Consider the following 14,394-nt stretch of genomic DNA (forward strand, 5'->3'; position numbering starts at 1 on the left):
CGGGATGCCGGACCACAAGAAATTACCCGACAGGTGTGCGAAAGCCGCCGCTGGACCTCCTCCGGTGTGTCGCTGCCCGGATGAACTCAGAGACTGCCCTTCGGGGCCACCCACTCGGTGGGTTGGCCGGTGACGGCGGTGATCCGGTCGTGGTGCGTCAGTGAGTGTTCAGGCGGTGTCGACTGGAGCTGGCGGGAGGCAGCTTGTTCAGCCCGGCCCACGGCAGGACGTCGGCGCCGGCCCCGCGCGGGATCCGGTAGCGGGGCTGGGGAGGGATGCCCTCGGCGGTCTCTCCTGCCCGCCAGAGTCGCTCGGGGTCCTGGTGGTAGCGGTCGTTCGGCTGAATCGGCATGGCCCTACCGTCCCAAACAAAGGTGTCCAGGTATGGAAATAGATATGACGGTCGATCGATTCACCTGGTTCCTGAACCCCCGGCCCGCTCCGGGCCCTGGAGGATCGTCCGCCTGGCCGGGCCGCCCGGCGTACGGTGATCCACGACGGCCGGGTGACGGGGGAGGTGCGCATGCTCGACCGGCGACTCCAACTGCACCTGGCCACCTGGCTCGGCCAGTGGCCGGCGGGGCCGGGGTTGCACGTGGTCGCCTCGTACCGGCGGGCCAAACCTGCCTGGGACGGCCGGCTTCGCCCCGCACTCGCCGTGGACACCGGGCAGAGCGCCGTGCTCTCCGTGGCGCCGGACCGGGTTGCGGCGATCCGCGCGCTGGCCGGGCGCTCGACGGACCGGCTGCTCGCCGCGCTGCCAGAGGCGGTCGGGCTGCCCGACTGGTGCGTGCACGACGGCCCCTTCCGGTGGAGCGTGGCACCCGCGCCGCTGCCCGACGTAGGGGAGTGGACCGAGCCGACGGCTCCCGGGCTGCCGCCCTGGCTGCGGCTCTTCGACCGGCCGGTGCTGGTGGTCCGCGACCCGGACGGCACCTACCTGGCCGGTGCCGGGATCAAACGGCACGACGCGTACGGGCAGGAGTTGGCCGTCGGCACCGTTGCCGCCGCCGAGGGGCGCGGCCTCGCCCGCCGACTGGTGGCACAGGCGGCGCGGCGGGTGCTCGACGAGGGTGCGGTGCCCACCTATCTGCACGAGCGGGACAACCACGCCTCGGCCCGGGTCGCCGCCGCGGCCGGTTTTCCGGACCGGGGGTGGCGCGCGTACGGGGTCTATCCGCGCTGAGCGGGCCACCGAACCGGCAATGAACGCGGACCGTGGATGCCGGGCCGGATCCACGGTCCGCAACCTCCCCCAGGCCCCGGTCTCGGGTGTACCGGCCGCGCTCTGCACGGGCCGGCACGTGTCGATCACGCTACGTATCGAACAGGCTCGGGGCAAGGTCCGAGCTGTCGGTTCGGAGTGTCGAAAAGTGGACTTGACCTGCTGCTTCGCTGGTTGAGGGTGCCGGCCGGGCCAGTGACCAGTGGCACGACCCCGTCGATCAACTGGCGGGTCTTGGTCCGGCCCTGGACGCGGCTCAGTCGGCCAGGCCCAGTGCCTCGGCTGCCGCGCGACCGTTGGCGTGGCTCGCGCCGTAGGTGGTGACGAAGGCGCGGACGCCTGCCGGGCGCCACTGTGCCGGCCAGCCCATCTCCACCACGGTCACCGGATGCTGGGCAGCCAGCCCGGCGACCAGGTCCGGGCCGCCGGGCAGCCGGTGCAGGTGCCGCCCGACCAGCACGATGGGACGGTCACCGGCCAACCCGCGCAGCGTCGCCGGGTCGGTGTCGGCGGCGATCACCCGGATTTCCGGCGTCCCGTTCAGGTGTGGACCGAGACCCCACGGCACCCGGCCCTCGGCGATCGTCGACTCGGTGTGCAGTTGCACCACCAGTGGCCGGTCCAGGCCGGCGAGCACCCCGTCCACCCGGACCGCTCGGCGCGCTGCCGCGTACCCCAGCTCGGTGTCTCCGGTGGCCGACGACCTGACGGCGGCCCGGGTCCAGGCGGCGAGGTCGGCGGCGCGACCGGCCGCCTCCTCGACCCGCGCCCTCGCGAGCCGGCCGTCGGCGAGCGCGTCGACGATCTCGGCGGCCACCCGCTCGACCAGCTCGGCGTCGACCTTCGCACCGATGCAGAGCAGGTCGGCGCCCGCGCTCAGGGCCCGGACCGCGGCCGGCCCGACTCCGCCGGCAGCCACCGCGGCGCCCTTCATCTCCAGCGCGTCGGTGATGACGGCGCCGGTGAAGGCGTACTCGGTGCGGAGCAGGTCGACCAGGACGGCCCGGCTGAAGGTGGCCGGTTCGGCGCCGGTCAGTGCCGGCACCCGGATGTGCGCGGTCATCACGGCACGCGCCCCGGCGGCGACGACCGCCGCGAACGGCGGCAGGTCCCGCTGGCGGAGCAGGCCCAGCGGAGCGTCCACGGTGGGCAGCTCGTGGTGGGAGTCGGAGACGGTGGCGCCGTGCCCGGGGAAGTGCTTGGCGCAGGCCGCCACTCCGGCGGCCTGCAACCCGGTCACGGCGGCGGCCGAGTGGGCAGCCACCCGCACCGGATCCGCGCCGAAGGACCGGGTGCCGATGACCGGGTTGTCGTCGGCGGTGTTGACGTCCACCGTCGGGGCGAGGTTGACGGTGATGCCGAGCGCGGCCAGCTCGGCGCCGATCGACTGGTAGACCAGACGGGTGAGCGCCACGTCGCCGATCGCGCCGAGGGCGGCGTTTCCGGGGTACGGGCTGCCGGTGGCGTGCGCCAGCCGGGTCACGTCGCCACCCTCCTCGTCGATGGCGATCAGCGCATCGGGCCGGACGGCGCGCAGCGCGGCGGTGCTCGCCGCCACCTGTGCGGGGTCGTGCACGTTGGTGCCGAACAGGGTGTGCCCGGCCAGCCCGTCGGCCAGCAGGTCAACAGCCCAGTCCGGTGGGACCGGTCCCGGGTACGCGGCGAGCAGCGTGCCCAACGCCAGCCGGCGCAGTCCTGGATCCAGCCCCACGTGATCTTCCCCCTTCGGTGCCCAGCGGGTGCGAAACGTCGTACCGGTGGTGGTGTTCGCCCTGCCGAGTCGGCCGAGCGCCCCAGCTCCGGGTGGCCGATACGCTACGGCTACCCGTTCGCAGGGCAGTTTACAGTTAGCAAAGTTTACTAAAACTAGAGGACGTGTCATGAGTGCGACCCGGCTGCCCGGCACCCCCCGCCTGTTGCGGGCGCTCAACGACCGTGCCGCGCTGGAACTGCTCCTCGAACGCGGCCCGCTGACCAGGGCCCGGCTTGGCGAGCTGACCGGGCTGTCGAAGGTCACCGCCTCGCAACTGGTCGAGCGGTTGGAGGAGCGCGGCCTCGTCGCGCGGGTCGGCGAGCAGGCCGGCGGGCGGGGGCCGAACGCCCAGCTCTATGCGGTCCGCCCAGGCAGCGCGCATGTGGTCGGCGTGGACGTCGGGCCGGACCGGGTGGTGGCCGCGTGCGCCGACATCACTGGTGCGGTCATCGGCCGGGTGGAGCAGTCGACCCGGGACACCGACGACCCGGTGGGCGTGGTGCACAACGCCGTGGTGCAGGCGGCGAGCAGCGCCCACGCGCAGCTGAGCAGCGTACGGCGGATCGTGCTCGGCACGCCGGGCCTGGTCGACCCGGGCACCGGCGACATCACCTTCGCCTTCAACCTGCCGCGCTGGCACAGCGGCCTGCTCGCCGCGTTGCGGGACGACCTGCACACCCCGGTGGTCTTCGAGAACGACGTCAACCTGGCCGCGGTGGCCGAGGCGCAGTCCGGCGCCGCGCAGGGGCTGGCCGATTTCGTGCTGGTCTGGGTGGGCGCCGGTGTCGGCCTGGCGATCATGCTGGGTGGACGGTTGCACCATGGCAGCAGCGGCGCGGCCGGTGAGATCGGCTACCTGCCGGTGCCCGGTGCGCCCATCCCGCGCGACGTCTCCCGCCGCGCCAAGCCAGCCTTCCAGCAGCTGATCGGCGCGGACTCGGTGCGCGCGGTGGCCCGCGAGCACGGGTACCCGGACGCCGACGCCGCCGAGGCGGTCCGCGCAGCCGTCGCGGCCGGCGCCGACGGCGGTCCGATGCTCGACGAGCTGGCCCGCCGGCTCGCGCTCGGCGTGGCCAGCACCTGCGTGGTGCTCGACCCGCCGCTGGTCGTGCTCGCCGGCGAGGTGGGCCAGGCCGGTGGTGCTGCGCTCGCCGACCGGGTGCAGCAGGAGGTCGCCGCGATCACGCTGGTCCAACCTCGGGTGGTGCCGACCGGGTTGACCGAGGAGCCGATCCTGCACGGCGCGTTGCGCACCGCACTGGACGCCGTGCGCGACGAGGTGTTCGGCTCCACCGTCGGCTGAGCCCGCTGCGGCGGTCATGTGAAGAAATATTTCATCGCCAGCCAGATACCTGCAAGCTCTTGCCGTTGACGCTCTGGTCCGCCGGACCGCCCGTGACAGGACGGGCGGCCCGGCGAGGCCTCAGATCAGGTCGCGTCGGCGGAACACGGCGAACGCCGCCGCGGTCAGCCCGCCGGTGAGCACGAGCAGCACCAGCAGTGCCGGTCCCCAGGCCAGCGTGTAAAACCCGTCGCAGTAGGAGCCGGTGCTGCCCCTGCAGAGCTGTTCGTCGTAGAACCGCGCTCCGCCGGAGAGCCACGCCCCGATGTGGCTGGAGAGCATGAACAGGTCCGAGTTCGGGGCGTCGATGATCTCCAGAACCAGCCGGGCGCCCAACTCCCAGACCACCGCGTACGCGGCGAGCGCGCCGAGCGCCGCCGAGGTGTGCCGACCCAGCGTGGCGATGGCGAAGCCCAGCGCGGTGGCCAGGAGCACCAGCACCAGCCCGCGTCCGTGCACCGCGCCGAGCGAGCGCCAGAACTCGCCGTTCAAATGGCCGGCCAGCCCGGCGGTCTGCCCGATCACCCAGAACGTGGCGAGGTAGGCCAGCGACGCCAGCAGGGCCAGAACCAGCACCGTGCCGAGCAGGGTGCCCAACTTGGCCGCGAGCACCGTCAACCGGCGCGGTCGCCACAGCAGCAGGTTCACCACGCCACCGGAGTTCAGGTCGGCACCGATGTAGGAGGCGCCGACCAGAAACCCGAACAGCACCAGGAACGCGATGAGGAAGTAGAGCAGCGGGAGGGCCTGCTGGCCGAAGCTGAACACCCCCGGCAGGAAATCGGCCGCGATCGGCAGCCGGTCGTGCCGGATGGGGTCGAGCTCCGAGCAGTCGGCGGGGAAGTAATCGCCCACGTCACTCGAGGGGATCGCGCCGTTCTGGCGGGCCAGGCACTCCTGGTGCGTGGCCTCCATGTTCTCCCGCGCCTGGATGGCCTGCGCCCGCGCCGAGCTCAGCTCGTCCGCATTCGGCTTGTGGGAGCCAGCCAGCGTGGTCGCCGCGGTGACGGCGAACGCCAACGCCAGCAGGACGACCATGAGCTGCACGAAGCGACGCGCGGACAGCCGCTCCAACTCGGCACGAACCAGGTTCACGCGTCCACTCCCCGATCGAGATTGATCACAGCTTCGCCCTGATCGTCGTACGGCAGCGCCGAGTCCTCGACCTGCCGGGGGACCGACGGATGCTCGGACGCGCCCGTCAGCTCCAGGAAGACGCTCTCCAGATCCGGCCGAAGCGGCGTCAGCTCGCCCACCCACAGCCCCTGCTCGCCGAGCACCCGGCTGACCACCGTCGGGTCGCTCACCCCGCTCACCACCAGCGCCCCGCCGTCCACGACCGCCGTCAGCTCGGCCGCGTGCAGCAGCTCGACGGCGCGCTCCGGCTCGGCCACCCGCACCAGGAACTCGTGCCGGTCGTGACCCGCCAGCACCTCGTCCACCCGGCCGGACGCCACCCGCCGCCCCCGCGAGATGATCGTGACGTGGTCGCAGATCAGCTGGATCTCGCCCAGGATGTGACTGGACACCAGCACGGTCACCCCGGTCGCCGCCAGCGACCGCATCAGGTCCCGCATCTCCCGGATGCCCGCCGGGTCCAGCCCGTTCGCCGGCTCGTCCAGGATGAGCAACTTCGGGTCCTTCAGCAGCGCGGACGCCACCGCGAGGCGCTGCTTCATCCCCAGCGAGTACGCCTTCACCCGCTCATCGCCCCGGTCGCGCAGGCCCACCAGATCCAGCGTCTCGTCCACCCGCGAGACCGGCACCCCACCGGCACGGGCCAACAACCGAAGCGTGCGGTACCCGGTGAAGTTGCCGAAGAACTGGGGGCTCTCGACGATGGCGCCGACCTGGCCCGCCACCCGGGGCAGCAGGTCCGGCGACGGTTCGCCGAACACGGTCATCCGCCCGCTGTCGGCGCGTACCAGCCCGAGCAGGGCGCGCAGGGTGGTGGTCTTGCCGGAGCCGTTGGGGCCCAGAAAGCCGTGGATCTGGCCCGCCTCGACCAGCAGGTCGAACCCGTCCACGGCCACCCGCCGGCCGTTGCGCATGCTGTGGAAGGTCTTGCGCAGACCCTCGATCTCGATGACCGCGCTCATCCGCGCGGCTCCGTACCTCGATGGGGCATGAGCCGTCCTTCGGTTGTGGTGATCAACGACACGGCGCTTCACCCTATGGCTGAGGCGCCGCCCGTGGGGGGCGCCCCGTCGCTGCGTGGTTGGATGGTGCGGTGACTGGTGACCTGATCCCCGGCGCTGCCGGCGCCGCGCCTGCCGCCGCCCCCGTGGACCCGGATCTGGTGGTCAGCCTCGACGGCGTCGGTGTACGCCGGTCCGGCACCGCCCTTCTGCAGGACCTGACCTGGCGGGTCGAGCTGGACGAGCGTTGGGTCGTGCTCGGCTCCAACGGTGCCGGCAAGACCACACTGCTCAACCTCGCCGCAGGCCGGCTGCACCCCACCACGGGTGTCGCGCACGTGCTCGGTGAGCGGATCGGCCGTACCGACGTCAACGAGCTGCGTACCCGGATCGGGCTCTCCACCGCCGCGCTCGCCGAGCGGCTGCCCGCCGACGAGCAGGTCAGCGACGTGGTGGTGACCGCCGCCTGGTCGGTGGTCGGCCGCTGGCGGGAGAGCTACGAACGCGGCGACGAGGCGCGGGCGCGGGCGCTGCTGAGCCAACTCGGCATCGGCGGCCTCGCCGAGCGCCGCTACGGCACCCTCTCCGAGGGCGAGCGCAAGCGGGTGCAGATCGCCCGAGCCCTGATGACCGACCCGGAGCTGCTGCTGCTCGACGAGCCCGCCGCCGGGCTCGACCTGGGTGCTCGAGAAGACCTGGTCGCCCGGCTGGCCGAGCTGGCGTACGACCCGGATGCCCCGGCGATGGTGCTGGTCACCCACCACGTGGAGGAGATCCCGCCGGGGTTCACCCACGCGCTGCTGCTGCGGGAGGGCGCGGTGGTCGCCCAGGGTCTGCTCGCCGAGACGCTGACCGGTGACAACCTCTCCAAGGCCTTCGGCCTGCCGCTGGTGGTCGAGCGGTCGGGCGATCGTTACACCGCCCGGGCCGCCTGAGCGCCGGACAGGGCGGAGACGACCGTGCCGCAGACTCAGGTCGCCGTGGTGGGCAGCGCCAACATGGACCTGGTCGCGATGGCACCTGAGCTGCCGCGACGGGGCGAGACCATGCTCGGCACCGACTTCGTGATGGTGCCCGGCGGTAAGGGCGCCAACCAGGCCATCGCCGCGGCGCGGGCCGGCGCCGCCTGCTCCTTCCTCGGCGCGATCGGCTCGGACGCCTTCGGCGTCACCCTGAAGGCCCGCATCACCGCCGCCGGGGTGGACACCAGCCAGCTGCGCGTGGTCTACGGCACCTCCGGGGTGGCGCTGGTGATGGTCAACGCCCAGGGCGAGAACGCCATCATGGTGACCCCCGGCGCCAACGACACGCTGGTCGGCCTCACCGAGGAGGAGTTGGCCACGGTGCGCGCGGCGGACGTCCTGGTCGCCCAGCTGGAGATCCCGGTGCCGACGGTGACAGCCGCCGCGGTGGCCGCCCGCGCCGCCGGCACCCGGGTCATCCTGAACGCCGCCCCGGCCCGGGATTTCCCGCCCGAGCTGCTCGCCGCCGTGGACGTGCTCGTCGTCAACGAGGGGGAGGCGCAGGCACTTACCGGCCGAGGTCGGGAGGAGCCCCGGGCGCTGCTCGACCTGACCCCCCGGGCCGTGCTCACGCTCGGCGGCGAGGGCGCCTGGTACGTCGACCGGGACGGCACCGAAGTGCACGTGCCGGCGGTACGCGTCGACGTGGTCGACTCCACCGCCGCAGGTGACGCGTTCACCGCCGCGCTGGCCGTCGGCTGGGGCGAGGGGCGCGACCTGGTCGACGCGGTGCGCTGGGCGTCGGCGGCCGGCGCTGCCTGCGTACGCAAGCTCGGCGCCTCGGTGGCGCTACCCCAACGCGCCGAGATCGACGAGCTGTACGTGCCGGCCTGACCACACCCGCGCCAAGCCGCGGGCAGGTTGAGGGCCGCGCCGCGACGGGGTCATCGGTGGTCCCCCTGCTGTTCGACGGCACGCTGCACGGCCCGGTAGATCTGCCCGAACCGTAGCGCGTCCGGGGTGCGCACCAGCAGATCCTCCCGGCCGTGGTGCTGCACCCACAGCTCGTGCACATGGTTGCCGCGCTCGTACGAGCGGTCCAACCATCCGAGGGGGATCTCCAGGAACGGGGTCAACGCCAACGTCCCCACCGCGCAGGCAGCGAGGATGATCAGCGCCAGCTTCCAGTTGCCCCGATCCTGCGCCGACCAGGCTAGTGACAGCACGCAGACCACCGCGACCAGCGGCGGCAGCGAGAGCAGCAGGACCAGGACGCCGCGACCCAGCACCCGGCCACGTACGGCGAGGGACTTCGGCCCCCGCGCGTGCCAGACGAACGTCACGTCGGGCAGGGCGATCACGTGACCGCCCGCCCGGATCGACTCGGAGGTCACCTGCACCGCGTCGTCCCGGTAATAGAGGGTCATCACTAAGCCTAACCACCGGCAGGCAACCCTCGCGCCTCGCTCGGCCCTCGTCGGGCGGGCCGCGACGAAGGCTGGGCCGGGGAGCGGGGGTGGTGCGGCGCTCCTTTGGAGCTGAATCGTTTGTGGCATCACCCGTGTTCGCGCTCGGCTCGTCGGCTCGTCGGCTCGTCGGCTCGTTGGCTCGTTGGCTCACCTGCTCGTCCGCGACATCGCCGGCTTGCCGTCCGATTCGTTTGCGACATCAGCTCCAAAGGCACTGTCGGGAGCACCGGCCCGCCCGCCCCGACGCACCCACGCACCCACGCACCCACGCACCCACGCACCCACAGGCTGGCAGGCAGGCAGGCAGGCACCTTGGCGCTCTACGAACTGCACCGACGCGGCGAGCCGGTGGCGCTGCCGGGCGAGCCGATCAGGCCGGACCCGGGGGTGGCTAGCGGCGGATGCCGGGGCGGGCCGGTTGACTGTGCTCGACCGCGCGCTGCACCGCCCGGTAGATCTGACCGAAGCGCAGCGCGTCGCCGGTGTGCAGCAACCGCACCGGCTGGCCGCGCCAGCGGGCCCAGATCTCCAGTTGGCGGCTGCCCCGGGCGTACGAGCGGTCCATGTGTTCGAAGAGGAAATCGGCGACTGGCCCGACGGCCAACCCGACCAGCACCGACGCCCCGACGATCGCGATCGTCACGGTGGGCGAGCGGTGCAGCCAGAGCGCCACGCCGATGCCCAGGATCGCCGCGACCAGCGGACCGGCCAGTGCGGCGCCGATCGCGCCCCGCCCCACGAGCACGCGCCAGGAACGGGTGCCGCGACGGTGCCAGATCATGGTGATGTCGGCCAGCGCGTAGCTGCGGCCGTCGACTGAGACGGTGGTGGAGGTGACCTGCACGGACCTGTCGTCGAAATACGTGATCATTGCTGGACTCCCGCCCACGGGGCTGACACCACACTACTTACCCAAACGAGCCGGGTCGTAAGGTTGGCACGCGACTTCGACGAGGAAGTGAGGGCAGCGTGGGCGAGTTCGTTCGGCTGGAGACCAAGGACGGCATCGGCACCATCCGGCTGGAGCGGCCGCCGATGAACGCGCTCAACACCCAGGTGCAGGAGGAGTTGCGGGCCGCCGCCACGGCGGCCACCGCCGACCCCGAGGTCCGCGCCGTCATCGTGTACGGCGGGGAGAAGGTCTTCGCCGCCGGTGCGGACATCAAGCAGATGGCGGACATGTCCTACGTGGACATGGCCGACCGGGCCGCGAACCTGTCCAGCGCGCTCGGCGCGATCGCCCGGATCCCCAAGCCGGTGGTCGCCGCGATCACCGGGTACGCCCTCGGTGGTGGCTGCGAACTGGCGTTGGCCTGCGACTGGCGGGTGGTCGCCGAGGACGCCAAGCTCGGTCAGCCCGAGATCAAGCTGGGCATCATCCCCGGCGCGGGCGGCACCCAGCGGCTGGCCCGCCTGGTCGGCCCGGCCCGTGCCAAGGACCTGATCATGTCCGGGCGGATGGTGGACGCGCAGGAGGCGCTGCGGATCGGCCTCGCCGACCGGGTAGCCCCGGCCGCCGAGGTGTACGACACGGCCGTCGCGCTGATCACTCCGTACCTGACCGGGCCTGTGCAGGCGCTGCGCGCGGCGAAGCTGGCGGTCGACGGCGGCCTGGACATGGACCTGAACTCGGGCCTGGCCTGGGAGAGTCAGCTCTTCGCGGCGCTGTTCGCCACCGACGACCGTCGTGAGGGCATGGCGGCCTTCGTCGAGAAGCGCAAGCCGGGCTTCACCGGCCGCTGACCAGTCGAGCTCCCAGCCGGGCGCCCTGACCTCGGCGGCGTCCGGCGGCCGGGACCACGGTCACAGCGCCAAGTGACTGGCCGGTAACCTGTGATCCCGGCCACGGACGATGGGAGCGACATGACGGAGCGGATCGAGGGTCACGGCGGCGAGTTGGCGCTCGCGGCACTACGCGCGCACGGCGTACGGGAGATGTTCACGCTGTCCGGCGGGCACGTCTTCCCGCTCTACGACGCCGCGTACAAGAGTGACTTCCCGATCTACGACGTCAGGCACGAGCAGTCCGCGGTGTTCGCCGCCGAGGCGGTGGCCAAGCTCCAGCGCCGTCCGGGCCTCGCCGTGCTCACCGCCGGCCCCGGCGTCACGAACGGCATCTCGGGCATGACCAGCGCCTTCTTCAACGCCTCCCCGGTGCTGGTGCTCGGGGGCAGGGCACCGGCGTTCCGCTGGGGCTCGGGCAGCCTCCAGGAGATGGACCACCTCCCGCTGGTCGCCCCGGTCACCAAGCACGCCGAGACGGTGTTCAGCACCGACGACATCCCGCGCGCGGTGGGCGCCGCGCTCAACGCCGCGCTCACCCCGCACCGCGGCCCGGCCTTCCTCGACTTCCCGCTCGAGACGGTCTTCTCGATCGCCGAGGCCGACCTGCCCGCCGTGGCGGGCGTCGACCCGGTCGTGCCGGACCCGGAGGAGGTCGGCCGCGCCGCGATGCTCATCGCCGGGGCGCAGCGACCGGTCATCATCGCCGGTTCCGACGTGTACGCAGGCGACGCGGTCCCGGCACTGCGCGAGGCGGCCGAAGCGTTGCAGGTGCCGGTCTTCACCAACGGCATGGGCCGCGGTTCGCTTCCACCGGAGCACCCGCTCGCGTTCGCCAAGGCCCGCCGGGCCGCGCTCTCCGGCGCCGACGTGGTCGTGGTGGTCGGCACCCCGCTGGACTTCCGGCTCAGCTTCGGTGACTTCGGCGATGCCAAGGTGGTGCACATCGTCGACGCGCCCACCCAGCGGGCGACGCACGTGCAGCCGGCCGTCGCTCCCGCCGGCGACCTGCGCCTGATCCTCTCCGCGCTGGCCGACCACGTCGGCGACCGGGCCGACCACACCGACTGGATCGCCGACCTGCGGGTCGCCGAGGACGCGGCGAAGGCTCGGGACGCCGCGGAGATGGCCGCCGAGACCGACCCGATCCGGCCGGCCCGGATCTACGGCGAGCTGCGCCGGGTGCTGGCCCGCGACGCGATCACCATCGGCGACGGCGGCGACTTCGTGTCGTACGCCGGGCGGTACCTGGAGCCGGCGCAGCCCGGCACCTGGCTGGACCCGGGCCCGTACGGCTGCCTGGGCACCGGCATGGGCTACGCCATGGGTGCGCGGGTCAGTCACCCGGACCGACAGATCTGCGTGCTGATGGGCGACGGTGCCGCGGGCTTCTCGCTGATGGACGTCGAGTCGCTGGTCCGCCAGAAGCTGCCGGTGGTGATCGTCGTCGGCAACAACGGCATCTGGGGGTTGGAGAAGCACCCGATGCGGGCCATGTACGGCTACGACGTGGCCGCCGACCTGCAGCCGGAGCTGCGCTACGACACGGTGGTCAGCGCGCTCGGCGGTGCGGGGGAGACGGTCGCCAAGGCGGCCGATCTGGGTCCGGCCCTGCAACGGGCGTTCGACGCCGGAGTGCCGTACCTGGTCAACGTGCTCACCGACCCGACCGACGCGTACCCCCGGTCGTCGAACCTGGCCTGAGTCGCACCCGCCGCCGTCGCCCCAGCGGGCGGCGGCGGCTCGCTCACACCTCCGGGCGGTCACCCTCGCGTGGCGGCTCACCGTCGCGGCGGAGGTCGTCCTCGCGCCGGCGCAGGTCTTCCTCCCAGCGGCGGAAGAGCTCCTGGTCCTGCTGCTTGGCGCGGTCCTGCATGGAACGCAGGAACTCCGGGTCGTCGTCGGGGGCGAGGGGGCGGGGGCGCTGCCGCTCGGCGGGGCCGGGGCCGCCCGGCCAGCCCTTGGGGGCGCCGGAACTGGGCTCCCGGCCGGCGATGAACCAGGCGATCGAGCCGACCAGCGGGAAGAACAAGATGATCAGCACCCAGGCGATCCGGGGCAGGGCGCGAATCTGGCCCTCCTCGGCGGAGAGGCAACTGATCAGTGCGCAGACGGCGAGGACAATCTGCACCAGGAAGAGGAGAACGTACAGCCGGGCCATGCACCCATCATGGCTCACCTCGTCGCATCACCACAGTCCGCTAACGGCCAGCACCAATCCCAGCAGCGCGAGCCCGACCGTGCCCAGCGCGACCAGGGGCAGGGTTCGGCCGCCGGTGCGCGCCGGCCCGGTGCCGGTGCTGCGGGGCCAGCAGAGCACGAGCACGGCTCCCCAGATCAGGACGGCCGCACCGGCGACCAGCGCCCCGACCGGGCTGCCGTTCGATGCCAGCCGGACGGCGAGCGCGGTCACCACAGTCAACGTGAGCAGCGTGCGCCGCCAGGCCAGCCGGGTCCGCTCCGGTTGCAGCCCCGGGTCGCGTCCGGCGCTCACCGTCCCCCGATCGCCCGGACCAGCACCGCGATCACCAGCAGCACCGCCCCGGCACCGACGGCGAGGGCAAGGATGGCGGGAAACCGGGACGCGGGCAGCTCCTGACCGAGCCGGATGGCCCGTTCGGTGCGCGCCCAGTGGTCCACGGCGCGGATCGCGACGGCGCCGCCGAGCAGCAGCAGTGCGACCGCGATCACCTCCCGCAGATGGCCCATCGGCAGGGGTGGCAGGAACTGCGCGACGGCCAACCCGCCACCGACCAGCGCCAGCCCGGTGCGCAGCCAGGCGAGGAAGGTCCGTTCGTTGGCCAGGGAGAACCGGTAATCCGGCCGTTCACCGACCGAGCCCAGCTCCGCCGGGTCGAACCATCGCCTGATCGCCGCCCACACGGTGGGAGATTATCCGCTTCCCCTCCCGCTTAGCCTGGATCGGTGACTGATCTCGATGTGCTGACGCTGCGTACCGCCTACGACAACCAACTCCGCCCGGAGATCCCCGACCCGGTCCCGGCCGGGGTGACGGTGGAGCGGGACGGGCCGCTGGTCCGGATCTTCGGGATCGACGCCGGTGGGTTCCTCACCTACCGCAACCTCGCCGGATTGACCGGTGACGCGTTGGACGAGCTGATCGCCCGGCAGGTGCAACTGTTCCACGAGCGCGGCGAGTCGGTGGAGTGGAAGCTCAACGAGCACGACGAACCCGCCGACCTGGGTGACCGCCTGCGCGCCGCCGGCTTCGTGCCGCAGGACCGGGAGACCGTCGTGGTCGGGCCGGTCGCCCCGTTGGCCGCCGCGCTGCCGGTCGCCCCCGAGGGGGTACGCCTTCGTGAGGTGACCTCCCGGGCCGACCTGGAGCGGATCGCCGCCATGGAGGAGGAGGTCTGGCAAGCGGACCGCTCGCACCTGGTGTGGGGGCTGGCGAAGGAGCTCGACGCCGACCCGCACTCGATCACCGTGGTGGTGGCCGAGGCGGGGGAGACGGTGGTGAGCGCCGGCTGGGTGCGGTTCCCGTCGAACACCGGATTCGCCACCCTCTGGGGTGGGTCCACCCTGCCGCAGTGGCGTCGCAAGGGCATCTACCGGGCGCTGGTCACGTACCGGGCGCGGCTGGCCGAGCAGCGGGGCCGGACGCTGTTGCAGGTCGACGCCTCCGAGGACAGCCGACCGATCCTCCAGCGACTCGGCCTCATCCCGATCACCACGACGACCCCGTACGTCTACACTCCGTGA

16 protein-coding genes are annotated in these 14,394 nt (G+C 72.6%); 7 read left to right on the forward strand and 9 right to left on the reverse strand.

What is annotated here, in order from left to right; translation table 11 throughout:
* Positions 1-157: 157 nt before the first annotated feature.
* Complete coding sequence (locus tag OG811_RS16805; RefSeq protein WP_406066990.1) at positions 158-352, reverse strand: DNA repair protein; 195 nt, start codon at positions 350-352, stop codon at positions 158-160.
* A 171-nt stretch (positions 353-523) separates the two neighbouring features.
* Between OG811_RS16805 and OG811_RS16810 the strand changes: the two genes are divergently transcribed.
* The gene (locus tag OG811_RS16810) at positions 524-1,186 is read left to right on the forward strand and encodes a GNAT family N-acetyltransferase (RefSeq protein WP_406066991.1); all 663 of its coding nucleotides are present in this window, start codon (positions 524-526) and stop codon (positions 1,184-1,186) included.
* Positions 1,187-1,481: 295 nt separating this feature from the next.
* Here OG811_RS16810 and OG811_RS16815 read toward each other — a convergent pair whose 3' ends face one another.
* Positions 1,482-2,936, reverse strand: coding sequence for a glycoside hydrolase family 3 N-terminal domain-containing protein (locus OG811_RS16815; RefSeq protein ID WP_406066992.1), 1,455 nt, complete (start codon positions 2,934-2,936; stop codon positions 1,482-1,484).
* A 169-nt stretch (positions 2,937-3,105) separates the two neighbouring features.
* On the opposite strand from OG811_RS16815, the gene OG811_RS16820 reads away from it, so the two are divergent.
* The gene (locus OG811_RS16820) at positions 3,106-4,281 is read left to right on the forward strand and encodes an ROK family protein (protein ID WP_406066993.1); all 1,176 of its coding nucleotides are present in this window, start codon (positions 3,106-3,108) and stop codon (positions 4,279-4,281) included.
* A 120-nt stretch (positions 4,282-4,401) separates the two neighbouring features.
* On the opposite strand, the gene OG811_RS16825 is transcribed toward OG811_RS16820, so the two are convergent.
* On the reverse strand, positions 4,402-5,415 hold the full coding sequence (locus OG811_RS16825; RefSeq protein ID WP_406066994.1) for an ABC transporter permease subunit: 1,014 nt from the start codon (positions 5,413-5,415) through the stop codon (positions 4,402-4,404).
* Positions 5,412-6,419 (reverse strand): ABC transporter ATP-binding protein, encoded by a 1,008-nt coding sequence (locus tag OG811_RS16830; RefSeq protein WP_406066995.1) that lies wholly within the window; start codon positions 6,417-6,419, stop codon positions 5,412-5,414. The genes OG811_RS16825 and OG811_RS16830 overlap by 4 nt, the downstream gene beginning before the upstream one ends.
* A gap of 131 nt (positions 6,420-6,550) precedes the next feature.
* Between OG811_RS16830 and OG811_RS16835 the strand changes: the two genes are divergently transcribed.
* Positions 6,551-7,393, forward strand: a complete 843-nt coding sequence (locus OG811_RS16835) for an ABC transporter ATP-binding protein (RefSeq protein WP_406066996.1) — start codon at positions 6,551-6,553, stop codon at positions 7,391-7,393.
* 24 nt (positions 7,394-7,417) lie between these two features.
* Positions 7,418-8,314 (forward strand): ribokinase, encoded by an 897-nt coding sequence (locus OG811_RS16840; RefSeq protein WP_406066997.1) that lies wholly within the window; start codon positions 7,418-7,420, stop codon positions 8,312-8,314.
* 50 nt (positions 8,315-8,364) lie between these two features.
* Here OG811_RS16840 and OG811_RS16845 read toward each other — a convergent pair whose 3' ends face one another.
* Positions 8,365-8,847: a DUF6232 family protein gene (locus OG811_RS16845; protein WP_406066998.1), complete on the reverse strand. Its 483-nt coding sequence runs from the start codon at positions 8,845-8,847 to the stop codon at positions 8,365-8,367.
* 433 nt (positions 8,848-9,280) lie between these two features.
* Entirely contained in the window at positions 9,281-9,760 is a 480-nt protein-coding gene (locus OG811_RS16850; RefSeq protein ID WP_406066999.1) for a DUF6232 family protein, read from the reverse strand.
* A 98-nt stretch (positions 9,761-9,858) separates the two neighbouring features.
* Between OG811_RS16850 and OG811_RS16855 the strand changes: the two genes are divergently transcribed.
* Positions 9,859-10,632: an enoyl-CoA hydratase/isomerase family protein gene (locus OG811_RS16855; RefSeq protein WP_406067000.1), complete on the forward strand. Its 774-nt coding sequence runs from the start codon at positions 9,859-9,861 to the stop codon at positions 10,630-10,632.
* Between the two features lie 120 nt (positions 10,633-10,752).
* Positions 10,753-12,375: an acetolactate synthase gene (locus tag OG811_RS16860; RefSeq protein ID WP_406067001.1), complete on the forward strand. Its 1,623-nt coding sequence runs from the start codon at positions 10,753-10,755 to the stop codon at positions 12,373-12,375.
* A 43-nt stretch (positions 12,376-12,418) separates the two neighbouring features.
* Here OG811_RS16860 and OG811_RS16865 read toward each other — a convergent pair whose 3' ends face one another.
* The 3 genes from OG811_RS16865 to OG811_RS16875 are packed head-to-tail and all read right to left on the reverse strand — an operon-like array spanning position 12,419 to position 13,554.
* Positions 12,419-12,832: a PLD nuclease N-terminal domain-containing protein gene (locus OG811_RS16865; protein WP_406067002.1), complete on the reverse strand. Its 414-nt coding sequence runs from the start codon at positions 12,830-12,832 to the stop codon at positions 12,419-12,421.
* A gap of 27 nt (positions 12,833-12,859) precedes the next feature.
* A complete protein-coding gene (locus OG811_RS16870) occupies positions 12,860-13,165 on the reverse strand; it encodes a DUF202 domain-containing protein (protein ID WP_406067003.1) in 306 nt (101 codons plus the stop codon).
* On the reverse strand, positions 13,162-13,554 hold the full coding sequence (locus tag OG811_RS16875) for a YidH family protein (protein WP_406067004.1): 393 nt from the start codon (positions 13,552-13,554) through the stop codon (positions 13,162-13,164). The genes OG811_RS16870 and OG811_RS16875 overlap by 4 nt, the downstream gene beginning before the upstream one ends.
* Positions 13,555-13,596: 42 nt before the next feature.
* Between OG811_RS16875 and OG811_RS16880 the strand changes: the two genes are divergently transcribed.
* On the forward strand, positions 13,597-14,394 hold the full coding sequence (locus tag OG811_RS16880) for a GNAT family N-acetyltransferase (protein ID WP_406067005.1): 798 nt from the start codon (positions 13,597-13,599) through the stop codon (positions 14,392-14,394).

Source organism: Micromonospora sp. NBC_01638, from assembly GCF_045209745.1.
Classification (GTDB): domain Bacteria; phylum Actinomycetota; class Actinomycetes; order Mycobacteriales; family Micromonosporaceae; genus Micromonospora.